This is a genomic window from Bradyrhizobium diazoefficiens, assembly GCF_016612535.1.
GTDB lineage: Bacteria > Pseudomonadota > Alphaproteobacteria > Rhizobiales > Xanthobacteraceae > Bradyrhizobium > Bradyrhizobium diazoefficiens_C.
Genome location: NZ_JAENXS010000001.1, coordinates 1205834 through 1229696, shown reverse-complemented (window position 1 = coordinate 1229696; position 23863 = coordinate 1205834). Strand labels below are relative to the sequence as shown.

Annotated in this window: 20 protein-coding genes and 1 pseudogene; 10 read left to right on the top strand and 11 right to left on the bottom strand. The window is 63.1% G+C overall.

The annotated features are described in order from the left end of the window. Positions 1-3: 3 nt before the first annotated feature. Genes JJE66_RS05855 through JJE66_RS38590 form a run of 4 tightly spaced genes read right to left on the bottom strand, consistent with a single transcriptional unit; the run spans position 4 to position 3869 of the window. Entirely contained in the window at positions 4-831 is an 828-nt protein-coding gene (locus tag JJE66_RS05855) for a carbohydrate ABC transporter permease (protein WP_200513139.1), read from the bottom strand. Beyond that, positions 828-1724 (bottom strand): carbohydrate ABC transporter permease, encoded by an 897-nt coding sequence (locus JJE66_RS05850; RefSeq protein WP_200513138.1) that lies wholly within the window; start codon positions 1722-1724, stop codon positions 828-830. The genes JJE66_RS05855 and JJE66_RS05850 overlap by 4 nt, the downstream gene beginning before the upstream one ends. Continuing rightward, positions 1721-3085, bottom strand: coding sequence for an ABC transporter substrate-binding protein (locus JJE66_RS05845; protein ID WP_200513137.1), 1365 nt, complete (start codon positions 3083-3085; stop codon positions 1721-1723). The genes JJE66_RS05850 and JJE66_RS05845 overlap by 4 nt, the downstream gene beginning before the upstream one ends. A gap of 28 nt (positions 3086-3113) precedes the next feature. Further along, a complete protein-coding gene (locus JJE66_RS38590) occupies positions 3114-3869 on the bottom strand; it encodes a FadR/GntR family transcriptional regulator (protein WP_200513136.1) in 756 nt (251 codons plus the stop codon). A 160-nt stretch (positions 3870-4029) separates the two neighbouring features. Here JJE66_RS38590 and JJE66_RS05835 point away from each other — a divergent pair, with 160 nt between their 5' ends. Then, on the top strand, positions 4030-5457 hold the full coding sequence (locus tag JJE66_RS05835; protein WP_311979828.1) for a sulfatase-like hydrolase/transferase: 1428 nt from the start codon (positions 4030-4032) through the stop codon (positions 5455-5457). A gap of 161 nt (positions 5458-5618) precedes the next feature. On the opposite strand, the gene JJE66_RS05830 is transcribed toward JJE66_RS05835, so the two are convergent. The 4 genes from JJE66_RS05830 to JJE66_RS05815 all read right to left on the bottom strand — a co-directional run bounded on the left by JJE66_RS05830 (position 5619) and on the right by JJE66_RS05815 (position 9976). Then, a complete protein-coding gene (locus tag JJE66_RS05830; protein ID WP_200513135.1) occupies positions 5619-6710 on the bottom strand; it encodes an enolase C-terminal domain-like protein in 1092 nt (363 codons plus the stop codon). A gap of 140 nt (positions 6711-6850) precedes the next feature. Then, entirely contained in the window at positions 6851-8074 is a 1224-nt protein-coding gene (locus JJE66_RS05825; protein WP_200515278.1) for an ABC transporter substrate-binding protein, read from the bottom strand. Positions 8075-8393: 319 nt separating this feature from the next. Continuing rightward, on the bottom strand, positions 8394-9329 hold the full coding sequence (locus JJE66_RS05820) for an alpha/beta hydrolase (protein WP_200513134.1): 936 nt from the start codon (positions 9327-9329) through the stop codon (positions 8394-8396). 149 nt (positions 9330-9478) lie between these two features. Next, the gene (locus tag JJE66_RS05815; RefSeq protein ID WP_200513133.1) at positions 9479-9976 is read right to left on the bottom strand and encodes a hypothetical protein; all 498 of its coding nucleotides are present in this window, start codon (positions 9974-9976) and stop codon (positions 9479-9481) included. A 328-nt stretch (positions 9977-10304) separates the two neighbouring features. Between JJE66_RS05815 and JJE66_RS05810 the strand changes: the two genes are divergently transcribed. From JJE66_RS05810 to JJE66_RS05800, 3 genes are all read left to right on the top strand, one after another. Beyond that, positions 10305-14987, top strand: a complete 4683-nt coding sequence (locus tag JJE66_RS05810) for a GAF domain-containing protein (RefSeq protein WP_200513132.1) — start codon at positions 10305-10307, stop codon at positions 14985-14987. 297 nt (positions 14988-15284) lie between these two features. Further along, on the top strand, positions 15285-15461 hold the full coding sequence (locus tag JJE66_RS37895) for an ABC transporter substrate binding protein (protein ID WP_246756104.1): 177 nt from the start codon (positions 15285-15287) through the stop codon (positions 15459-15461). A 276-nt stretch (positions 15462-15737) separates the two neighbouring features. After that, positions 15738-15878, top strand: coding sequence for a hypothetical protein (locus tag JJE66_RS05800; RefSeq protein WP_200513131.1), 141 nt, complete (start codon positions 15738-15740; stop codon positions 15876-15878). Here JJE66_RS05800 and JJE66_RS05795 read toward each other — a convergent pair. Both JJE66_RS05795 and JJE66_RS05790 read right to left on the bottom strand, forming a co-directional pair. Continuing rightward, a pseudogene (locus tag JJE66_RS05795) lies at positions 15875-16048 on the bottom strand (ATP-binding protein); the annotation flags it as partial. The gene JJE66_RS05800 and the pseudogene JJE66_RS05795 overlap by 4 nt on opposite strands. A gap of 89 nt (positions 16049-16137) precedes the next feature. Beyond that, complete coding sequence (locus tag JJE66_RS05790) at positions 16138-16965, bottom strand: LysR substrate-binding domain-containing protein (protein ID WP_200513130.1); 828 nt, start codon at positions 16963-16965, stop codon at positions 16138-16140. A gap of 170 nt (positions 16966-17135) precedes the next feature. Here JJE66_RS05790 and JJE66_RS05785 point away from each other — a divergent pair, with 170 nt between their 5' ends. The 4 genes from JJE66_RS05785 to JJE66_RS05770 all read left to right on the top strand — a co-directional run bounded on the left by JJE66_RS05785 (position 17136) and on the right by JJE66_RS05770 (position 20025). Further along, the gene (locus JJE66_RS05785) at positions 17136-18197 is read left to right on the top strand and encodes an amidohydrolase family protein (RefSeq protein ID WP_200513129.1); all 1062 of its coding nucleotides are present in this window, start codon (positions 17136-17138) and stop codon (positions 18195-18197) included. 15 nt (positions 18198-18212) lie between these two features. After that, positions 18213-19325: an amidohydrolase family protein gene (locus JJE66_RS05780; RefSeq protein WP_200513128.1), complete on the top strand. Its 1113-nt coding sequence runs from the start codon at positions 18213-18215 to the stop codon at positions 19323-19325. A gap of 7 nt (positions 19326-19332) precedes the next feature. Beyond that, positions 19333-19746 (top strand): Rieske (2Fe-2S) protein, encoded by a 414-nt coding sequence (locus tag JJE66_RS05775; RefSeq protein WP_200513127.1) that lies wholly within the window; start codon positions 19333-19335, stop codon positions 19744-19746. 72 nt (positions 19747-19818) lie between these two features. Continuing rightward, on the top strand, positions 19819-20025 hold the full coding sequence (locus JJE66_RS05770) for a hypothetical protein (RefSeq protein WP_014491844.1): 207 nt from the start codon (positions 19819-19821) through the stop codon (positions 20023-20025). Between the two features lie 9 nt (positions 20026-20034). On the opposite strand, the gene JJE66_RS05765 is transcribed toward JJE66_RS05770, so the two are convergent. Continuing rightward, entirely contained in the window at positions 20035-20880 is an 846-nt protein-coding gene (locus tag JJE66_RS05765; RefSeq protein ID WP_200513126.1) for an SDR family NAD(P)-dependent oxidoreductase, read from the bottom strand. 186 nt (positions 20881-21066) lie between these two features. Between JJE66_RS05765 and JJE66_RS05760 the strand changes: the two genes are divergently transcribed. Then, positions 21067-22563: an aldehyde dehydrogenase family protein gene (locus tag JJE66_RS05760; protein WP_200513125.1), complete on the top strand. Its 1497-nt coding sequence runs from the start codon at positions 21067-21069 to the stop codon at positions 22561-22563. A 119-nt stretch (positions 22564-22682) separates the two neighbouring features. After that, positions 22683-23810, top strand: a complete 1128-nt coding sequence (locus tag JJE66_RS05755; RefSeq protein ID WP_200513124.1) for an alkene reductase — start codon at positions 22683-22685, stop codon at positions 23808-23810. The last annotated feature ends 53 nt before the right edge of the window (positions 23811-23863 follow it).

The following is a 23863-nucleotide window of genomic DNA, read 5'->3' as shown; positions in this document are numbered from 1 at the left end:
ATGTCAGCCCTTGACCGCCCCTGCGGTGAGCCCGGAGACGAGATAGCGGCGTACCGCCAGCGAGAAGATCAGCACTGGCGCCATCACCAGCGAGCCCCCGGCGGCGATCTTGCCCCATTCCCAGCCTTCGTAGTTCATGAAGTTGACGACGGCGACCGGTGCGGTGCGCGCATTGGTACGGGTCAGGATCAGCGCGAAAAAGAAATCGTTCCAGGCGTAGAGGAAGCAGAGGATCGCGGTCGCCGCGATGCCGGGCGTCACCATCGGCAGCACGATCTTGGTGAATACCGTGCGCGTGCGCGCGCCGTCGACGAGGGCGGCCTCCTCCAGCGACGCCGGGATGGTGTCGAAGAACGGCTGCATCATCCAGATCACCAGCGGCAGGTTGAAGCTGGTGTAGACCAGCACCAGGCCGGTGATGGTGTCGAGCAGCCCGATCCAGCGGTAGAACAGGAAGAAGGGAATCGTGAACGCGATCGGCGGCGCCATGCGCGTCACCAGGATCGCGAACGAGAGCGCGTGCTTGCCGCGCCCGGCCCAGCGCGACAGCGCGTAAGCCGCCGGCACCCCGAGCAGCAGCGCCAGCGCAGTCGACAGCGAGGCGCTCAAGAGGCTGTTGACGAAGGAGGCCGAGAACGCGCTGTGCCAGAGCGAAATGTAGTTCTCCAGCGTCGGCGTGAAGATCAGCGGCGGCGGGAATTGCAGGATCTGGTCGTTGGACTTGAAGCTCATCTGCAACAGCCAGAGAAATGGCGAGAGCAGGATCAGCAGCGTCACCGAGATCGCGACCAGCCGGCCCGGCGTCGCCTTGCGCAGGGACGACTCGCTCATGCCAGTGCTTCCCGGCGGCGCCCCATCCAGACCAGGCCCAGGCTGATGCCGCAGACCAACAGCAGCATCACCACCGTCACCGCGCTGGAATAGCCGATCTCGTTGGTGTCGAAGGCGAGAAGATACGCATAGTAGTTCGTGACCTCAGTGAGCGTGCCCGGGCCGCCGCTGGTCAGCAGGAAGATCAGCGGAAACGCCTTCACGCTGTCGATCAGGCGAAACATGCCGGAGATGACCAGGATCGGCATGATGAAGGGCAGGGTGACATACCAGAAGATCTGCAGCTTGCTGGCGCCGTCAACGAGGGCTGCTTCCGAATATTCGTCGGGAATCGTCTGCAGCGCCGCCAGCACCATCAGGAAGGTGAAGGGCAGCCATTCCCAGGTGTCGGCGATGACGATCGCGGTCAGCGCGAAATCGACGCTGGAGGTCAACGCCGGCATGGTGAAGTGCAGGGCTTGTGCGGCGTAATAGAGCGGGCTGATGTCGGGCGTGTAGATCAGCTTCCAGATCACCGCGACCACGATCGGCGGCAGCACCATCGGGATCAGAAAGAAGGTGCGGGCGAATTCGACGAAGCGCGAGGGCACGTTGAGGAGCAATGCGAGCCCCATGCCGATCAGCACCTGGAACAGCACGCTCCAGAACGAGAGCTTGGCCTGCACGAGGAGCGAGTTGACGAAGCGCGGATCGCCCGGCAACAGGCCGTAATTGCGCAATGGCGAACTGAAATCAGTCGCCGAGCCCGGATTCGTCAGCTGGAACGGCGTCAGGCTCGTCACGACGAGATAGATCGCCGGCAGCACGGCGATCGCAAACAGCACGATCAGGCTCGGCGTCAGCGCCCAGACATTGAAGCTGCGGCGCTCCGCGTCAATTCCGCTCTCGCTCAAAGCTGCGTCCCGGCGCGGCGAAGCGCGGCGACGGCCTGGTCCTGCGCTGCGTTCATCGCGTCCTTTACCGGCAGTTGGCCGGTCGCGACCTGCTCGAACGCCTTGTTGAGGACGTCGCCGACGATCGGGAACTCCTTCACGGTGCGATAGGCCATGTAGTTCTCGCCCTTGCCCGGCAACTCCAGCACTTCGAGATAAAGCGCGCCGAGGTCCTGGCCGTTGACCGTGTTGAGCTTGCGATAGGCCTCGCTGGTGATGATCGAGCGGCGGCAGATTGAGGAATGACCGTGCTCCTTGACGAGCCGCATCGAGATGTCAGGCGAAAGCGCCCATTTGATGAATTCCCATGCCGCCTTCTTGTTCTTGGCGTTCTTGGGAATGCCGAGGCCCTGGCTGTTCGAGGCCGGATAATCGTGCACGGGGCCCGCCGGAGAGCGCACCACGCGCGAGGTGTCCTTCACCTTGCTCTCGTCGGAGAGCAGGATCGGCGTCACCCAGGAGCTGGAATGGATGAAGATGTTCGAGCGTCCCGTCAGCAGCGATTGCCGTGCCTGGTCCTCGGTGTAGGTGAGTACGCCCTTCGGCGCGCTCTTGAGCAGGTTGGCGTAGAACTCGATGCCTTGAATCGTCTCCGGCGTGTTCAGCGTCGGCATGATGTCGCCGGGCGGCTTGCGGAAGATGTTGCCGCCAAAGCCCTGGATGTAGGGCGGCAGGTTCCAGTGATGCAGCTGGAACGAGGTGATGCCGCTGACCCCGTCGGTGCCGTTGATCTCGGCGCAGACCTGCTGGAGCTCGGCGAAGGTCTTGGGGATCTTCAGCCCCTTCTTCTCCATCAGGTCCATGCGCGACAGCCCCATCAGCATCGCGCCGCCTTCCCAGGAGTAGCCGTAGGTCGCCCCCTTGGCGTCGCGATAGGGCACCTGCGCGCCATCGACGAAGTCCTTGGGATTCCATTCGGCCGGCGTCAGGTTCGCATCGCCGGTGAACTCGTCGAGATTGGCGAGCAGGCCGGCGGCGACCCAGCGCGCGGCGAGAATGAAGGTGACGTTGACGAAATCATAGGCCGAGCCGCCCGAGGACAGTTCGAGATTGGCCTGCTGGTTGTAGACCGGGAAAGACGAGAGCTGGAGGTCGACCTTCATGCCGGTCTGGTCCTCGAACTCGGGAATGTATTTCTGCAGCAGCGTGAAGAAGCGGTGCTGGAACGAGGCGCCGTGCAGCGTCACGCCGGCAAACGGCTTTGTCTGCGCGATCAGGGGTGCGGGGAATGCGGCGAGTGCCGCGCTCGCGGCGCTGGCCTTCAGCAGTTTGCGGCGGGTGATCGAGCTGGTGATCGAGCTCTTGCGCGATGCGTTCTTCATCTTGTCCTCCCTCAATATTGTTTGGGCTTCAACGCGTCCGTCTGGTGCGGACGTTCTCGTCCTCGGCGTCTTTCCGTTTTTGGCGCGACATGGCCGTGACGATGTTCTGTTCGGTGAGATCCATCAGCTTGTGCATGGCCTGGCGCGCGCCATCGGCGTTGCGCGCCCAGATCTCGTCGAGCACGGCGCGGTGATAGGGCAGGCTTTTCCGCGGCGCGCCGGGATTGGTGCTCGAGAGATTGAACGACATCCGCAAGGCGGCCGCGACCGTCGCGCCAAAGGCGATCAGGAAATCATTGCCGGTGGCGATGAGAATGCCGCGGTGGAACTGCAGATCTGGCTCGGCATAGGCGACGCGGTCCATGCCGGCCGCGTCCATGCCGCGATAGGCGCGTTCGATCCTGGCAAAATCCTCGTCCGTGCCGCGCGCCGCGCAGAGCGCGCAGGCCTCGGGCTCAACGATTCTGCGGACCTCCATGATCTGCTTGGCGAACTCCTGCGTCGGCAATGCCGCCAGGGTCCAGTTCAGCAGCTCCTCATCGAGCATGTTCCAGTCGAACCGCGCCCGGACATGCGTGCCGGCCTTCTGCTTCGAGGCGATCAGCCCCTTGGCCTTGAGCAGCGACAGCGCCTCGCGGATCGAGGCGCGGCTGACATCGAAGCGGGACGCAAGCTCGATCTCGCGCGGCAGGGTCGTGCCCTCGCGCCAGACGCCCGTGAGGATCAGCCGCGCCACTTCGCGGGCGATCGACTGCGTGCTGTCGTTGCTGTCCGTCTTGGCCACGTCGATCCGGATCGTTGCAGTTAAATGTCTGGTTTATTGGAGGTGCGAACGTAAAATATTACTTCCTACATGAAGGATAATCAGATCACTTGCGGTTTGACAAGAATTATTATGTCAGACATATTTTCTCCCAGCCAACGCCGCGCAGGACAAATCAATCGTGACAAAGCCCCATATCGTCCTGGTCATGACCGACCAGCAACGCTTCGACACGATCGCGGCCACCGGCCATCCCTATATGAAGACGCCGAACCTCGATCGTCTCGTGAGCGAGGGGGTCTATTTCGACAATTGCTTCATCAACGCGCCGAGCTGCGTGCCCTCGCGCGCGGCGCTGTTCTCCGGCCTCTATCCGCACGCCTCGGGCGTGCTGAAGAACGGGCAGCACTGGCAGAAGACGTGGGTCAGCAATCTCGCCGAAGCCGGCTATCACTGCGTCAATGTCGGCAAGATGCACACGATCCCCTATGACGCCAAGGCCGGCTTCCACGAGCGCTTCGTGGTCGAGAACAAGGATCGCTTCCTGGAGGGACGATGGTTCGCTGACGAGCTCGACAAGGCTTTTGCCGCGCACAAGCTGACAAAACCGTCGCGCGCCGGCTATCGCAGCCTGCCGGATTACGGCGACCGCATGGGCGCGTTCACCTGGGAGATGCCGAAATCGCTGCATCCGGACATCTTCGTCGCCGAGACCGCGATGTGGTGGCTTCAGACCCGTCCGAAGCCCGACGCGCTGTTCATGCAGATCGGCCTGCCCGGGCCGCATCCGCCTTATGATCCCTTGCCGGAATATCTGGAGCACTATCTCGCGCGCAACGATCTCCCGGTGCCGCAGCCGACCGAGGCCGAGATCGAGGGCCTGCCGGCGTACCTGAAAGAGAAGCGCCGCCACGACACCGAGGTCGACCACGACGCAGTGTCCTGGAAGCTCGCACCGACGCACGAAGAAATGCGCCGCCTGCGCGCGCATTACTATGCCAACGTCACCATGATCGACGAGCAGATCGGCCGCCTGCTGCAAACGCTGGAAGACAAGGGCTATCTCGACAATTGCGTCGTGATCTTCATGTCCGACCACGGCGACAATCTCGGCGAGCATGGCCTCAGCCAGAAATGGTCGATGTACGAGCCCGTCACCCGCGTTCCGCTGCTGTTCTGGTCGCCCAGCCTGTTTTCCGGCGGCCGCCGCATCCGCGAAAAGTGCCAGCTGTTCGATCTTGCGCCCACCATTCTGGATCTCGCCGGCGCAGAGCATCCAAAGCCGTTTCAGGCCCGCAGTCTGCTTCCAGCGCTGAAGGGCGAGGACTGGTCCGGCCGCGATTTCGTGTTCTCCGAGCAGGCCGGCGACGTCGCCATGACCGGCGCGCGGCTGATCACCATGGTGCGCGATAGCAGGTGGAAGGTCGTCTTCATTCACGGCGCCGAGGACGGGCAATTGTTCGATCTCGCGAGCGATCCACTCGAGCAGCACAATCTCTGGGGCGTGCCCGAGCACGCCGGTGAGATCAACCGCCTCAAGGACGCCTTCATCGACTGGCGCCAGAACAGTTTGCTTGAGACGATGGATCTGAACGCCGCGGCGCGGTGATGGCTGCTCTTCACCTCGCCCCGCTTGCGGGGAGAGGTCGAATTTGCGCGAAGCGCAATTCGGGTGAGGGGGAGCCTCCGCGAGTCCAGCTGTCAGCGCATCTGCGGAAGCGGCCCCTCACCCCAACCCTCGCCCCGTAAGAACGGGGCGAGGGAGCGCACCTACCCCACCAAATACTTCCTCACCGCCGCCTCGTCCCACGCAAGCCCGTTGCCCGGCTCCTCGCTCGGCAGCACAAAGCCGTCCTTGATCTTCAATCGCGTCGCCAGCACCGCATCGGCCCAGTCGACATACTCCAGCCAATGCGCGGTCGGCGTCACGCAGAGCAGATGCGCGCTGACCTCCGAGAACAGATGCGTCGACATCTCGACGCCGGCGGCATGCGCGAGCGCGGCGGCGCGGAGCCAGCCGGTGACGCCGCCGATGCGCTGCACGTCGGGCATCAAATAGTCGCACGCCTCCGCCGACAGCGCAGCCTGCATCGAAAAGGCGCTGTCGAAATTCTCGCCGATCTGGACCGGCGTCCGCAGCGCATCCGCAATGCGGGCGCAGCCGTCGTAATCGTCGTGACGGATCGGCTCCTCGATCCAGGTCAGCCCTTCGTCGTCGAGCATCTCGCCGCGGCGGATCGCTTCAGTGACCGTCAGCGCCTGATTGTAATCGCACATCAGCGCCACCTCATCGCCGACGGCCTTCCTCACCGCGCGCACGACGGCGAGATCCTCCCGCGCCTCGGGTCGGCCGACGCGGATTTTTGCGGCGTGAAAGCCCTCGGCCAGCAGCTTGTGGGCTTCCTCAACCGTGGCACCCACAGACATGATGCCGAGCCCCTTCGAATTGTAGGCCTTGACCGGCTTCGGCGCGCCGCCGAGCAGCCGGGCCAGCGGCAGGCCTCGACTGCGCGCCAGCGCGTCCCACGCCGCCATATCGATGCCGGATTGCGCCAGCCGTTGCAGGCCGGCGAGCCCCAGCAGCGTGAAGCGCTGGGTCAACTTGCGTTCGATCTCGAACGGCAGCAGTTCGTCGCCTGCGATCAGCTCTGACATTTCCGCGACCGTCGCAGTCAGCGGCTTCAAGGCCGACGGCGTGATCGCGAACAGATAGGCATGCCCGACCGCGCCCTGGTCGGTCTCGCAGTCAATCAGCACCAGCGGCGCTTTCGTGATGGCCGCGGTCGCGGTCTGGAGCGGCAAACTCATCGGCACGATCACAGGGCGTGCGACAAAGCGTTTGATGCGGATGGTCTCGGTCATGCGGAGGATCCTCCCGGCAGAGTGAATGCAGGCTCATGCCGATCTTAAACATTTGCCATGAAACGAAAAGACGCGTTCCCGCGCCCGCTGTAAAATGGGATGGAGAGCGCGCTGGCCTGCTCAAGCCGGCGTGAGTTTCCTCACCGCGCCGCGCCTTCCGTAAATGCAGTTTCGATCACGGCGCCGAACGGTTGCCAGGAACGGCCGTCGAACTGGACCAACCGCATCTGCTTGATCGGCAGATAGCTATCGGGCGAGGTATTCATCCTGATATTGGGCAGCGCCACAGAGGGCTGAAAATTCTTGAGTGAAGCGGCTTGACGCATGATGTTCTCGCGCGACAAATCGTCGCCGCACTGCCTCAGCACCTTGGTCAGCGCCTCCGCCGCGGCGTAGCCGTAGAGCGCCGCGCTATTGTTGGTGCTTTCGACCTGATGATACTTGTCCATGAAAGCGAACCAGGCCTTCATGGCGGGATCGTCCTTCCAGGCGGGATCGCTCGGATCCTTCAGAAACGCCGCCGAGATGACGCCGGATGAATTCTCCAGGCCCGCGGGCGCCATCGCATTGGCGATCGAGGCGGAGGCATCGTTGACGATGATGACCGGGTGCCAATTCAGCGATGCCGCCAGCTGGATCACCCTGGACGCCGTCGACGGCACGCCGAGAAAGACGAAGATGTCGGCGCCCGCGCGTTTGAGAATCGAGACGTGCCCTTCGAGATGCTCGTCGGTGAGATCGAAGGCGACGTCGACGAGGACGTTACGGTTCAGATCGCCGAGGCCTTCCTGGATGCCCTTGTAGAGCATGCGGCCGAACTGGTCGTTCTGCCAGAGCACAACGATCTTCTTGCGGGGATAATAAGCCTGGAGGTAGTTGGCGTAGATGCGTCCCTCCGATCGGAACGGCGGCTGCCAGCCCATGGTCCACGGAAACGCCTTGGCCTGGCTCAACTCCTCGTCGCCGGAGGCGACAAACAGCTGCGGGATTTTCTTCTGGTTCAGATACCAGCGCGTGGCGAGATTGCCGGGCGTGCCGAACGAGCCGAACATCAGGAGCACGTCGTCCTTCTCGACCAGATTGCGGGTCAGCTCCAGCGCTGCGGTGGGATCGGAATTGTCGTCACGCGTGATGAAGCGGATTTTGCGGCCGTTGATGCCGCCGCGATCGTTGACCATGTCGAAATAGGCGGCCTCCGCCGTGCCGATCGCGCCGAATTCCGAGAGCGGCCCCGAATAGGGCACGATATTGCCGATGCGGATTTCGTTGTTGCTTGTGGGTTGGTCTGCGCGTTGCTCGGACATCGCGCCCAGTGACGCGAAGGCGACGATCGAAGCGAACAGCAGTCTGCCCGTGACGCGCATGCTCGACACCTTGTTGTTGGCCCCCAACGAGGTCGTCTCATTCTGCACCGAGGCTGCTTGATTTAGGTCAAGCGTTTGTCAATCCTGTGGCTGAGTGGCCCGGTTCAATGCGGCGCATGGCAGCCCGAACGAAACGGCAGCCGTATTGACCCGCCACAAGAGGCCGTCATGCCCGGGCTTGTCCCGCCTGCGCGGCCGAAGCCGCTTCGGCGAGGCGAAGGCCCGGGCATCCACGTTCTTTGTGTCTCGGGGAAAGGCGTGGATGGCCGGGACAAGCCGGCCATGACGACGGAGCGCTGGCGTGTCCAACGCGCACCGGCTACGGCAGCCCCCGCGCCTCGAGCTGATGCACCAGCAGCAGCGTCGGCTCGGCGAGGCTGTTGCCGGAGCCGTCGAGGCCGAAGGCGCTCGCGATGCCGTCGTGGCTGCGCAGCACCGTCGTGCGCGGGCAATGGCCGGCGCCGCACAGCGTCTTCTTCAGGGTCTCGCCTTGCGCGACCAGGTTCGCGGAGTCGTTCGCGGCCCAGGCCAACAGGATCGGCTCGTCGACGTTGAGGATGCCGGGAAACACCGACCGCTTGTCATATTGAGCGGCGTCAGTGCCGAGATAGGCCTTCACGCTGTCGCTGGCGTCCTTGCCGGCGCGATAGATGCCGGATACCAGCACCACGGCCGCGACATCGGCGCGGTCGGTCTGGAGTTCGGGATGCGCCAGCAGGGTCGCGACATGGAAGGCGCCGGCACCATAGCCGACTGCGACGATCTCGCGGGCGTCGCCGTTGAACAGGTCGATATTGCCGTGGATCCAGGACAGCGCCGCCGCGACGTCGGTTGCGCCCATCGGCCAGGTCGCTGCCGGCGCCAGGCGGTAGTTCACGCGCACCCCGATCATCCCGTTGCGCGCGGCAAAGCACATCGCCGCGTCCTGGATCTCGCGGGACAGGTCGGGCGCCCCGCGGTCGCCGGTGAAGGTGTCGCCCGCCACGAACAGCAGCACCGGCCGCGGCGTGTCCGCCCTGGTGGCCTCGCTGGTCGCGACGTCGAGCACATTGGCTTCGCTGTCGCCATAGCGCAGGCCGCGCGAGAACGTGACCTGCTCGCACAGCCGTGCAACACCGCCAGCGGTGGTGTCGTTGCCGGTGAGGCCGACGGGAATGAGATCGGACGGCGCTGTGAGCCGCGCGGGCAACGGACCATGCGCGAAGGCCGTCGTCGCGGTCAGAAGCAGGAAAACAGCGAGATAATTTTTCGTCATTTTGGTGCCGGCCTTGCTCGCCCAGACTTGCTCGCCCAGATATGGGAGCGCCGGCTTGGCCTGTCTTTTCAATTCGCCTTATTGGTTGGTCTTGTCGGTCCATCTTGCGGCGATTTCGCGGCACCTCGGGTCCGCGTTTCAACCCCGGCTCAATTCCCCGGCTGGAACATGCAATCCGCCCCGCTGCCGTCCTTCTGCCTGATCGCATTGGGGTCGATCGTGCAGCTCAGTCTGCTCAGGCTCTCGAAATTCGATCCCGCCGCGCCGTCTGGGGGAATGCCGGCCAGCGCCTCCGTCGCGAAGATCTCGTTGGCCGTGGGCCCGTTCACGTTTCTGACTTTCTTGCCGAAGGTGACCTCGCAATTGCGCAAGGTGATGTCGACATTGCTGGTGCGGCAGACGATTCTATCAGCGGTCACCGCGATCGGCTTCTTGTAGGGAATGTCGGCGTTGGCGGCGAACAGCGTCGCTACCGCCTTCTTTTCGGCGCCCGACAGGAGCGGCGACAGCGGCGCGATCACGCCCGCGAGCGCCAGCGCCGTGGAGCCAGAGATTTTTGCGGGCGTGGCGCCCGACGCGCCCACGACCTGGGAGGCGCCGGCCACGAGCATTGCACTGGCGAGGCAGGCCGGTATCGTGAGTTTCATCGGCGTCTCTCCTCGAAGGTCACGGCTTCGCCGCTACAGGGCGCGCCGAGCCTATGACAGATGTCCCGTCTTGGGGAAGGCTCTGGATGCGGCCGGACGAACGCGGCCTGCGTGGTTCGCCCGGCGAGGCAGAGCATCGTCCGGAGACGCCCGCCTTGGCGGGCTCCTCATCCCGAGGGTCCAATATCTCGGACATGGCATTTCGGAAGCCATTGACCCATCAGCGACGACATCAGTCGGCCAGTCCGCGACGAGCGACAGAGGCCAATCCGCCCTTCCAGAACGATACCGTCACCCGATAAGATGCCCCTTCTGATCAGGGGTGGATATGGCGCGGATATCGAAGGCGGGCGGTGAGAAGACCAAGGCGAAAGCCCGCAAGGCGAGTCCGGCAAACGGCCGGAAGACCGCCAAGACCAAAGGTCGGAAGACCCAGGTCGCCGCGCCGCGCAAGGGTCGGTCGATCGTCGAACTGACCAAAGAGCTGGACAAGGCGCTCGCCCGTCAAGACGCGACGGCGGAAATCCTGAAGGTCATCAGCGCTTCGCCCACGGACGTAAAATCGGTATTCGACGCCATCTGCGCTACAGCGGCGCGATTGTTCAACTGCGACCTGACGGGCGTGTTCTGGATCGAAGGCGCCACGCTGACAGCTATCACCGGGGCGTTTGCCGACAGGCTGTTTGAACAACACGAACACGCACCCGATATGCCGCTGGCAGCGGATCACAACTTTCCGGCCATGGCGGCCGTCGAAAAGCGGACAGTGCATGTCCCCAACTATCTGGCTACCCAACTGCCCGCTCACGAGCAATACATCTCGGATCGCTACGGCATCAAATGCGGCCTCTATCTGCCCTTGCTGCGCAACAGCGAATGCATTGGCGTCTTCGTGCTGACGGCGAGCAAGCCCGATCATTTCAGCGGGCAAGACATCGCGGTCGCGGAGTCGTTCCGCGATCAGGCTTTGATCGCGATCCAGAACGCGCGGCTGTTCAACGAGACCAAGGAGGCGCTGGAGCAGCAGACCGCTACTGCCGAGATCCTCAGCGTCATGAGCAGTTCGCCGACAGACGTCACGCCTGTCTTCGAGGCGATTGCCGAGCGCGCCCGAGAGCTGAGCGGCTCGCGCATCGGCTCCGCCGTTCGCTTCGACGGCGAGTTGCTGCACATGATCGCGTTTCGCGGCTCTTCGCCGGAAGCCGAAGCGGCGATGCACGCGGCTTTTCCGATGAAGCCGGGGAATGGTTCGCTCAACGCGCGCGTCATCGCTGGACTTGTCCCGCTACAAATCCCGGACATTGATCTTGACCCGGCCTATCAACTTGGCGACGTCGCCAAGAAGGGGGACTATCGCGCGCTTCTTGCCGTTCCCATGATTCACGAGGGGCGTGCGATCGGCGCTATCGGCATTGGTCGTGACGAACCAGGGCTCTTTCCGGAAAAGATCGTGACGCTGCTGCAGACTTTTGCGAGCCAGGCCGTGATCGCCATCGAGAACGTGCGGCTGTTCAACGAGACCAGGGAGGCGCTAGAGCAGCAGACTGCGACCGCGGACGTGTTGAAGGTGATCAGCCGCTCCGCTTTCGATCTCGATTCCGTGATGCATGCGCTCGCACGCTCCGCCGCGGAACTGTGCGCGGCCGGACTGTGCGGATTGTATATCCGGGAGGGGGATTTCCTGGTCTGTCGGGGTTACACCACGATCAGCAAAGAGCAGGAAGACTTCGTCCGACAGGCACGAATTCCGGCTCATGATCCCAATTTTGCCACGACCCGGGTCCTGTCGTCGGGTGAAATTGCCAATATCGGCGATTTCAAAAACGATCGCTCGGTGGCAATGCAGGCCTTTCGAGAGAAACTTGGCTTCAAGTCGCTCCTCATCGTTCCCTTGATGAGGGAGGGCCAAGGCATCGGCCTGTTCATTCTGGGGCGCGACCGCGTCGGGCAATTTTCGCCGCGGCATGTCGAACTGGTGCAGACCTTCGCCGACCAGGCGGTGATCGCGATCGAAAACTCGCGGCTGTTTGATGAGGTGCAGGCCAGGACTCGCGACCTCAGCGAGGCGCTCACCTACCAGACCGGCAGCGCCAACATCCTGAACGTGATCGCCTCGTCGCCGACCGACGCGGCCCCGGTGCTGAAAGCGATCGTCGAGAGCGCCTGCGAGGTCTGCGAGGCCTATGACGCGGCGGTGCTGCTGCGCGACGGCGACGACCTGCGCTTCAGCGCCCATCACGGGCCGATCCCGATCGGGCTGGAGAAATGGCCAATCAACCGCCGCTGGACCGCGGGACGCGCCTTCGTCGACCAGCAGCCGGTCCATGTCGAGGACCTCCGTGACGAAAAGCACGCGGACTTCACCGATGGCCGCGAACTGTCGCTGAAGATGGGTCATCGCACCATCGCCAGCGTTCCGTTGCTGCGCGACAAGGAGAGCGTCGGGGCCATCGTGCTGCGCCGTGTCGAGGTGCATCCGTTCAGCGGCAAGCAGATCGCCCAGTTGCAAACCTTCGCCGACCAGGCGGTGATCGCGATCGAAAATGTCCGTCTGTTCGACGAGGTTCAGGCAAAGACCAGCGACCTCGAGGAATCTCTACAGCAGCAGATCGCGACCGCTGACGTTCTCAAGGTCATTAGCCGGTCAGCCTTCGATCTGCAGACGGTGCTCGAGACCCTGACGCGCTCCGCCGTGGAATTGTGTAGTGCCAATCGCGGCATCGTCCTGCTGCGTGACGGGGATATGTTCCACTTTCGGGCGCATTCTCACCCTCACGAGAACCCGGACTGGATACAATTCCTAAGGCAGCATCCGCAGAAGGCCGGACGAAATTCAGCCAGCGCCCGATCCATCCAGAGCGGGCAAACGGTGTGCGTACCTGACGTGTTAGCCGACCCGGAAATCGACATGCCGGCCACTGCTCTTGCAGGTATTAGGGCGGTTCTCGCCGTACCACTACTCCGAGAAAGCAAGGTTGAAGGCCTCATGGTGCTGTCGCGCCGAGTCCCTGGGCCGTTCAATTCCCGGCAGATCGATCTGGTCCAGACTTTCGCCGACCAGGCCGTGATCGCCATCGAGAACACGAGACTGTTCAACGAGACCAAACAGGCACTGGCTTACCAGACCGGGAGCAGCAACGTTCTGAGAGTAATCGCCTCTTCGCCCACCGATGTCGAACCGGTTCTCAAAGAGATCGTCGAGAGCGCGCGAGAGCTTTGCGAAGCCAATGATGCAGTCGTCTTGTTGAAAGACGCAGAACATCTGCGCTTCAGCGCGCATTCCGGGCCCATCCCCGTCACGCTCGACAAATGGCCGATCAGCCGCAATTGGACCGCTGGACGCGCCTTTGTGGACCAGAAGCCTGTGCATGTTCACGACATGCTATCAGGGGAAGGCGCCGAGTTTCCGGATGCCAGATCCATGGGCCAAAGCACAGGCGCGACCATTCATACCGTTCTGTCCGTGCCCCTGCTGCGTGGCAACGAGAGTATCGGTGCGATCCTGCTGCGCCGTACCGAAGTGCGTCCGTTCAACGACAAGCAAATCAATCTGCTGTCGACCTTCGCGGATCAGGCGGTGATCGCAATCCAGAACGCGCGGCTGTTCAATGAAACCAGAGAGGCGCTGGAGCGCCAAACGGCGACAGCCGACATCCTCAAGGTGATCGCCAGCTCACCATCTGATTTGCAGCCTGTGTTCGAAGCGATCGCCGAGCGCTCGAACCGGCTGGTCAGTGGCCTGTCGACCACCGTGCTCAGTATCGTTGATGATACCATACACTTGTCGGCGTTTACACGGACCAATCCGAAGGCTGACGCGGCGCTCACGGCTTCGTTCCCGAGACAACTCTCCGCGATGCCCTTTGGCGAACCTATTCGTCAGGGTGCGATCTACAGCCTTACGGACACGGAGACTGAACCAGTGCTGAGAGACCTGGCACGGATGCGCGGCTACCGCAGCATGCTGTTCGTTCCGCTGCTGCGAGATGGGACGCCGATTGGCATGATCGGCCAAACGCGGGTTGAGCCCGGCCCATTCGCAGTTAATCACATCCAACTGCTCAAGACCTTCGCCGACCAAGCGGTCATTGCCATTTCAAATGTCCGACTATTCCAGGAGGTTCGGGAACGCACCCGCGAACTATCCCAGTCGCTCGACGACCTCAGAACCGCGCAAGATCGTCTGGTGCAGACGGAAAAGCTGGCATCGCTCGGTCAGCTCACCGCCGGCATTGCCCACGAGATCAAGAACCCGCTCAATTTCGTCAATAATTTCTCGGCGCTGTCGGTCGAACTCATCGACGAGATGACCGACATATTTGAAAGTCCGACGCTCGACGAGGCCGGCAGGCGGAAGGAACTGGATGAAATCCGCGAACTGCTGAAAAGCAACCTCGAAAAGGTCGTTCAGCACGGCAAGCGCGCCGATTCCATCGTCAAGAACATGCTGTTGCATTCCCGGGAGGGCTCGGGCGAGCAGCGGGCGGTCGATATCAATGCGCTGTTGGAGGAGAGCCTCAATCTCGCCTATCACGGCGCCCGCGCCGAGAAACCGGATTTCAATATCACGCTGCAGCGCGACCTGGATCCGGACGCCGGCGTGGTAGAGCTGTTCCCGCAGGAGATCACCCGCGCCTTGCTCAATCTGATCTCGAACGGATTTTATGCCGCGAGCAAGCGTGAAGCCGACAACGATGAGGCGGATTTCGAGCCGGTGCTCGGCGCTGCCACCAGAAATCTCGGCAACCACATCGAGATACGCATACGCGACAATGGTACCGGCATCCCGCCCGACGTGAAGGAAAAAATGTTCAATCCGTTCTTCACGACCAAACCGGCCGGAGAGGGCACCGGGCTTGGTCTTTCGATGAGCCACGACATCATCGTGAAGCAACACGGCGGCTGGATAGAGGTGGATACGCAGCCTGGGCAATTCACCGAGTTCACGATTGTGTTGCCGCGGGCGGTCGCCCCTGCAAACGACAGACCTGCAAACAACAGAAAAGCCTAGAGGTCGATGCGGCGGTATTAACGCGCTCATTGATCCGCTTGGACTTGTGTCGATATTTGCCCACTCTCTGCTTCTAAGGAAAGCGATTAAGATCGGCCATGAAGCGACGCGAATTCGCGCTCTCCGTCGTGGACTCCACCGCCATGGACGGCCTCGTGATCACGGACGCCAATGCATTTGTTACCAACTCGTCGCTGGTCGCGGCGCTTGTTGACAAGTGCCGCGTGCCATCCATTGCCGCGCCATTGTCGCTTCCCGCGGCGGCGCCCTGGCAGGCTACGGGTGGACTTCACCGCAATGTTTCGTCGCGCCGGTGTTTTCGTCGACAGAATATTAAAGGGTGCCAACCCGGCCGACCTTCCGATCGAGCAGCCGACGCAATTCAAGACGGTCATCAACTTGAAGACCGCCAAGGCGCTCGGCGTCGAGATACCGCAGTCGTTATTGCTGCGCGCGGACGAGGTCATCGAATAGCAGCGGCTAATATGCTTATATCGCATGAATCCACTTCTAGGATGCAATCGGATTTTGCGACGCAAGATGCCGCATGCGTGGCGATTGCGCGGTGCGGCGGCTTTGCCGCGTCGGCTCAAATGGTTGCGGAGCGCGACCCCGCCTCTTCCTTGCGAGGTCGTTCTACTGTGCATGGGGTTGTTTTCGACTTTTTTGCTGTTCCGCGCGTCCGTGACGGAACCTTATGGCGGCTGATGCGACTTACCTATGACACGGGGAAACACGTGTGAGGCAGTCATGGCACAGAAGCATACCGCCGATCCGGCAGAGATCATGCGGGCGACCGGTCATCCCGAGCTGGAATACGCCGCCGGCTGGACCATCGCCGGCCTGATCACCATCGGCACCATCGTCGCCGCCTGGGTGTTCGCGATCTAGGCGACGGGGAATTGGAGTTCGAAGGCTGCGCCCTCCTCGGAGAGCTTGAGCCTGATCGAGCCGCCATGGCTCGCCATCACCGCGCGCGCGATCGCGAGCACCGTGCCGGTGCCGCCCTGGTCGCGGCGGGTCGTGAAGAACGCGTCAAAGATCCTGTCGCGGTTCGGCGCGAATTGGCGGTAGTCCAGTTCGCGGTGCAACCAGAATTCGTAACCCGCGACCTCTTCTGCAAGGCGACGTCGGATGCTGTGCGCGTCGGCTAGCTCAACTCCGCAGCCAGGAAGTTGATCAACGCGCGGACCTTGGTCGATGGTCGGGGGCCTGCCGGAAACACGGCGTAGACATCGACCGGCGCGAGCTCGTAGCTCTTCAGCACCGGCACCAGAGTGCCGGACTCGATCTCTGCGCCGGCCATGATCGGCGACATCATCGCGATGCCCAGCCCCGCCAGCACGCTCGCGAACACGCCGGGGCCGGAATCGGTGGTGATGCGGCCGCGGACATCGACGGAGGTCTCTGCACTGTTGCGGGTGAACGACCATGTAGTGCGGCCGAACAGGCCGGGACCGAAGATGCAATCATGCGAGGCGAGATCGGCCGGTGTTTTCGGTGTGCCGCGTTCGGCCAGATAGGATGGTGCGGCGACGAGAAAGCGCGACAGGGTCGCGAGCTTCCGCGCGCCGAAGCCGGAGTCGTTGAGCGGACCGAGGCGGATGGCGACGTCGGTACCTTCCACAACGAGGTTCTGCCGTTCGTCGGCGACGGACAGTTCTACGCGCAAGAGGGGATGCAACCCAAGGAATCTGGGCAGGCGCGGGATGATGTTTCGCGTGCCGTAGACGATCGGGATCGTGATGCGGAGCGTTCCGCGCAAGGAATCGACGCCGCGCGCGGCGTCTTCGGCATCCTCGATGTCGGCCAGCACGTCGCGCGCACGGGTGAGGAATAGCGCTCCGGCGTTGGTCATTGTGATGCGCCGCGTGGTCCGCAGCAGCAGCTTGACGCCGAGTCGTGTTTCGAGCTCGCCGATGACGCATTGGGCGGTGGATGCCGAAGCATCCGCCGCCAGCGCCGTATGATTCACCATCGAGGCGTCACCGCGCGTGATGACCGCAGAGACTCATATCGCGCCTGCGAAATGCAACCGAGCCATGACGGATCGCGCAGGCCTGCGCTCTTGCGCCACGGCATCGGTCGGAGCAGTCTACGCAGGCGGTGCAAAGAACGCCGCCAATAAGATTGCCCGAGGAAGCATCCATGGCGGTGACGCGGATCGACTGCGACATCCACCCGGCGGTTACCGGCACGCGCACGACGCTGTTGCCGTATCTGAGTGATCACTGGAAAGAGCAGGTGGTGAGCCGCGCAATCGATGGCCTCGATCTCACCTCCTATCCGCCGAGCATGCCGTTCTCGGCCCGGGCCGACTGGCGGCCGGTCAACGGCACCAAGCCGGGCTCGGATCTCGCCATGGTGCAGAAGGGCGCCTTCGATCAGTTGGGCGCGAGCCACGCCATCCTCAACGTGCTCTACGGTGCCCAGGCTGTGTTCGATTCCTACATGGCCGCAGACTTCTGCAAGGCGATCAACGACTGGATTGCCGCCGAATGGCTGGCGCGCGATCCACGCCTGCGTGCCTCGATCGTGGTGCCGATGCAGGCGCCTGATTTGGCAATCGAGGAGATCGAGCGCCGCGCCGGCGACAACCGCTTCGTCTCCATCCTCGTGCTGGCGCAGGGCGAGACGCTGCTCGGCCGGCGGCATTTTTGGCCGGTCTATCAGCTCGCCGAGAAGTGCAAGCTGCCGCTTGCGATCCACGCCGGCACGCAATATCGGCAGGCGCCGAGCTCGGCTGGCTGGCCGTCGCACCGCTACGAATATTACTTCGTCGAGGCACAGGCGTTTCAGGCGCAGATTTTGAGCCTGATCTACGAGGGCGTATTCGGCAAATACCCCGATCTCAAGATCGTGCTGATGGAGTCGGGCGTGAGCTGGCTGCCGGCCTTTATGTGGCGGGCCAACAAGACCTGGCGCGGCGTCCGTGTCGAGGTGCCCTGGGTCGAGCGCGAGCCGGCCGCCATCATTCGCGACAATTTTCGCGTTACCATGCAGCCGTTCGACGCTCCAGGCGACGCGAGAAGCGTCGAGGAGATCATCGACCAGATCGGCTCTGAAAAGATGTTCCTGTTCGCGTCCGACTATCCGCATTGGCAGTTCGACGGCGACGATCCGATCCCGCCGAACCTGCCGAAGAGCATCATCGCAAAAATGTGCGTCGACAATCCGCTGGAGACGTTTCCGCGGCTGTCGATGAATTGATCATTGGAGGTTGGCATGAGTGAAATCATCGACCGTCCGCTGCATGACGACGAGAAACCTGCTGCGAGCCGGCTCCGTATCGTCGATTGCGATGTGCATCCGAGCCTGCACTCGACGGACGATCTCAACGAGTTCCTGCCGAAGCGCTGGCAACAGCACCTGAGGGAATATGGCAGCCATCTGCGCACGCCCTATCTGTTCACGACGCCCTATCCGCGCTCCTCGCCGCTGATCGCGCGCCGCGATGCCTGGCCGCCGACCGGCGGGCCGCCCGGTTCCGATCTCGCTTTCATGCAGAAGCAGCATCTCGATCCGCTCGACGTCGAGTTCGGGATCCTGCAGGTGCTGGATCTCTTCATCTTCTCGCAGCAGAACCTCGAATTCGGCGCCGCGATTCAGCGCGCCATCAACGACTGGCAGCTAGCGTTCTGGTCGCACCGCGATCCACGCCTGAAGGCTTCGATCCTGGTCGGGCAGGACGGCATCGATCTTGCGATTGCCGAGATCGAGCGCTGCGCCAAAATCGGCGAATACATCCAGATCAACGTGTCGCCGCGCGCCAACGAGCCGCTCGGCCGCCGCCGTTACTGGCCGATCTACGAGCGCGCGCAGGCGCTCGACCTGCCGCTCGGCATCCATGTTGGCGGCTATGGCGGCCACGCACCAACCGGCGGCGGCTGGCCGTCCTATTATGTCGAGGAGCATCAGTCCAACGCCCACACCATCGCCGCGCAGCTTGCGAGCCTCGTGATCGAGGGTGTGCTGGAGCGCTTTCCGAAGCTCAAGATCGTCTTCATCGAGGGCGGTTTCGGCTGGATCCCCTCGGCGGTGTGGCGCATGGACCAGCATTTCGCGCGCTTCCGCAGCGAGGTACCGCATCTCAAGCGCAAACCGTCGGAATATGTCCGCGAGCATTTCTGGTTCACGACCCAGCCGATCGACGAGCCGGACGAGGCGCGGCATCTGCGGTCGCTGATCGAATGGGTCGGCATCGACCGGTTGTTGTTCTCGTCGGACTACCCGCATTGGGATTTCGACGATCCACGCTTCGCCATCAAAACCCCGCTCACGGAGGCCGAGCGGAAGAAGATCTTCAGCACCAATGCGCGAGCAGTCTACAAGTTCTGAGACCAGCATGACCCGCCACATCGTCGCCCGCACCACAGAGATCCCGCCCGGCGGCAACAAGGTCGTCGATATCGCGGGCCGCGATATCGTCGTGTTCCATGTCAATGGCGAGTTCTTCGCGCTGTTGAACCGCTGCCCGCACGAGGGCGCGCCGCTGGAGAAGGCGGCCTGCGTGGCGCGGCTGACCTCGCCGGAGCCCGGAATCTATCAGCGCTCGCGCGTCGGCGAGATGTTGCGTTGCCCCTGGCATGGCTGGGAATTCGACATGCGGAACGGCCAGTCCTGGTTCGACCCGAAACGGGTCAAGATCCGGTCATATCCCGTTGCGGTGGAGCGCGGCGACGAATTGCAGAAGGGACCGTATGTCGCCGAGACCTTTCCGGTACACGTCGAGGACAGTTATGTGATTGTCGAGGTTTGAGCCGGTATTGCCGATTGAGATTCGAAGGCAGGTGCGATATGGCTCTCGCGCTTTCAGAGGCGGAGACGAGCTTTGTCGAAACAATCCCTGCGTGAAGAGGCCGAGCGCCTGATCCGCGAATCGATGGAAAAGAAGACCATCGTCGTGAAGCAGGGCTCGACCCGCATCGAGGCCGTCTGCGGCAAATGCGGTGCGCCGAACCGGGTTCAGGCGGAAAAGGGCCAGAGCCGCGTCAAATTCGCCTGCAAGAATTGCGGGCACCAGCAAGAGACGCTGTAGGCGTTTCGCCTACTTCTCCTTCACGAATTTCGTGAACGCATCCGCATAGTCCGGATGCCAGCGCGACAGCGGCGGGCGGTTCTCGACGATATCGCCGGCGGCCCACAGCATGCGCTTCTCGTCGAGCGCTCGCGGCACGTCATTGTCCGAGCACAGGATGTAGAAATCGCCAGCCTCCAGCCGCGCGATCATGAAATCCACGGTCTGCTCCGGCGTCCACGCGCCGGCTGGCTTCTCGGTGCGGCCCTTGGCCGTGAGCCCGGTGAAGACGAAGCCGGGAATCAGCAGGTGCGCGGTGATGTGGCAATCGCTGATATTGCGCAGCTCGTGCTGAAGCGCCTCGGTGAATGCCTTCACGCCGGCCTTGGAGACGTTGTAGGCGGGATCACCGGGCGGCGTGGTGATGCCCTGCTTGGAGCCGGTGTTGATGATCAGACCGGCCTTGCCGCGCGCGATCATGCCGGGGGCGAAGATGCGCGCGCCGTTGATGATGCCCCACATGTTGACGCCGATGATGCGCTGCCAATTGTCCGGCTCGCCGAACAGCGTGCTGCCCGGCTGGATGCCGGCATTGTTCATGAGCAGGTCGGTGCCGCCGAAATGCGCGCCCACGGCGCGTTCCAGTTCCGTCACGTTTTCTGCTAGGCTGACATCGACCACGGACGTCATCACATTCGCCGCGCCCGCGACAGATGACAGTTTTGTTGCGGCCTGCGTCAGCCCGCCTTCGTCAACGTCGACGACGCACACCTTCATTCCGGCGCTCGCGAAAGCCATTGCGGCGGCAAGACCAATGCCGGATGCGCCTCCAGTGATCACGGCGACATTGCCCTTGGCGATGACAGGATGCGACATGGCTATTCTCCGGTAGAGGGGCTCTATCGAGCTATAACATGGCGCTCGCGCGACCCTGCACAAGTCGGCATGGGAGGTCCTCGTTTGACGCCGACTTTACGCCCTTCCGGCGCCGCTGTATTCTGTTTGACCTAACGATCCCGCCCAGATCGAACCCAATCAATGACCTACCTAGGGAGTGCAGCCATGGCTGTGTCGCAGGCTATTCCAATCACGCGCCATCCGTTCGCCAACGGGGCCTACAAGCAGATGCTGATCGACGGGAAGTGGGTCGATGCTGCTTCCGGCAAGCGCTTCGAGACGCATAACCCCGCCACCGGCGAACTGCTCGCAACCGTCGCCGAAGGTGACAAGGAAGACATCGATCGGGCGGTCGCGGCCGCCCGCCGTGCTTTCGAGGGTCCGTGGAGCAAGGTCAAGCCGTTCGAGCGGCAGAACCTGCTGCTTAGGCTTGCCGACCTCGTCGAGAAAAATTTCGACGAATTGTCGCAGCTCGATACGCTCGACATGGGCGCGCCGCTCAGCCGCACCCGCGCTTATCGCCTGCGTGCCGTCGGCATGCTGCGCTATTACGCCGGCCAGACCACCGCGATCCACGGCGAGACCATCGAGAACTCGCTCCCTGGCGAGATCTTCTCCTACACGCTGAAGGAGCCGGTCGGTGTCGTCGGCGCCATCATTCCCTGGAACGGCCCACTGACCGCCACGCTCTGGAAGATCGGTCCGGCGATCGCGACCGGCTGCACAGTGGTGCTCAAGCCCGCCGAGGAGGCGCCGCTGACCTCGCTGCGCATAGCGGAGCTGGCGGTGGAGGCGGGCGTTCCGCCGGGCGTCGTCAATGTCGTGCCCGGCTATGGCGAGACCGCGGGCGCGGCGCTCGCCTCGCATCATGACGTCGACAAGGTTGCCTTCACCGGCTCGCATGTCACGGGTCAGTCGATCATCCGCGCCTCCGCCGGCAATCTCAAGCGCGTCTCGCTCGAGCTCGGCGGCAAGTCGCCGGACATCGTGTTTGCCGACGCTGATCTCGATGCGGCCGTCCCCGGCGCGGCAATGGCGGTGTTCGCCAATTCGGGCCAGATCTGCAGCGCCGGCACGCGCCTGTTCGTCGAGCAGTCGATCTACGAGGAGTTCGTCGGCCGCGTCGCCGAGTTCGGCAAGAAACTACAGGTCGGCAACGGCCTCGATCCGAACACCCAGATCGGCCCGCTGGTGTCCGAGCAGCAGCTCGAGCGCGTCACCAGCTATCTCGACATCGGCCAGAAGGAAGGCGCGCGAGCGCTCGCCGGTGGCGGCCGCGTCACCGAAGGCGCACTGTCGAAGGGCTTCTTTGTCTCGCCGACGGTGTTCGCCGGCGTGCAGGACAACATGCGCATCGCGCAGGAAGAGATCTTCGGTCCCGTCATCTCCGCGATCGCGTTCAAGGACATGGACGAATTGGTTAAGCGCGCCAACAACACCACGTTTGGCCTCGGCTCCGGCTTGTGGACGCGCGACGTCAGCAAGGCGCATGCGGTTGCGAAGTCGTTGCGCGCCGGTTCGGTGTGGGTGAACTGCTACCAGGCGATGGATCCGGCGGTCCCGTTCGGTGGCTACAAGATGAGCGGCTACGGCCGCGAGTCCGGCAAGCAGCACGTCGAAGAGTATCTCAACGTAAAGGCCGTCTGGATCAAGACGGCGTAGGACCTGTCCTCTCCCGCGTTCCGCGCGAGGGAATATCTGCTTTTATGGGGGCGGCGCCTTTTCCAGGTGCCGCCCCGCGCTGTATGATCCGCATCCTTTCATAGACATCCGGGGCTCCCATGAAATTCGAGGCGTTGTTCAAACCGTTGCAGGTCGGTCCGTACAAGCTCGCGCATCGGGTCGCGATGGCGCCACTGACCCGCATGCGCGCCGAGCGCGACAGCTTTTCGCCGCGCCCGCTCAACGCCGAATATTACGGCCAGCGCGCCACGCCGGGCGGCCTGCTGATCGCCGAAGCTTCGCCGGTGCTGTCGCACGGCCGCGGCAACCCGGCGACGCCGGGCATCTATTCGGAAGCCCAGATCGCAGGTTGGCGTAAGGTGGTCGATGCCGTGCACGCCAAGGGCGGCATCATCTTCCTCCAGCTCTGGCATGTCGGCCGCGTCTCGCACTCGTCCTACCATGGCGGTCAATTGCCGGTGTCGGCCTCGGCAATACGGATCAAAGCCGAGGGCATGAAGGCGATGACCGCCGACGGCAAGATCGCCGACTACGAGACACCTCGCGCGCTGGAGACCGACGAGGTCAAAGACATCGTCGGGGCATTTCGACAAGGTGCGAAGAACGCGCTCGCCGCCGGCTTCGATGGTGTCGAGATCCACGGCGCCAATGGCTATCTGCTCGAGCAATTCCTGCAATCGCACAGCAACCAGCGCACCGATCAATATGGCGGCTCGATCGAGAACCGCGCACGGCTGCTGCTGGAGGTCACGCGGGCCGCGATCGACGTCTGGGGCACCAACCGCGTCGGCGTCCGGCTATCGCCCCATGGTATTGCCAATGATTCCGGCGAGCCCGACCCGATGCCGCTCTACACCCACCTGGTGAAGGCGCTCGACACGCTCGGGCTTGCCTATCTGCACTTCATCGAGCCGCGCTCCAGCGGCGCCGGCCGCGCCGACGTCAACTGGCAGAACGTGCCGTCCGCCATGGTGCTGTTCCGCCCCTACTACAGTGGCGTGCTGATGACCGCGGGCGGATTTACAGGCGAGAGCGCGAATGCCGCGATCGCCGACGGACACGCCGACATCATCGCCTTCGGCCGCATCTTCATCTCCAACCCCGATCTGCCGCAGCGGCTCGAGCACGACTACCCGATCACGCCGTACAACCGCGCGACGTTCTATGGCGGCGAAGAGAAGGGGTATACGGATTATCCGGCGTATAACGAGCTGACGCCGGCGTAACGCCATACGCGTGTAGCCCGGATGGAGCGCAGCGAAATCCGGGTTCTCGCTCC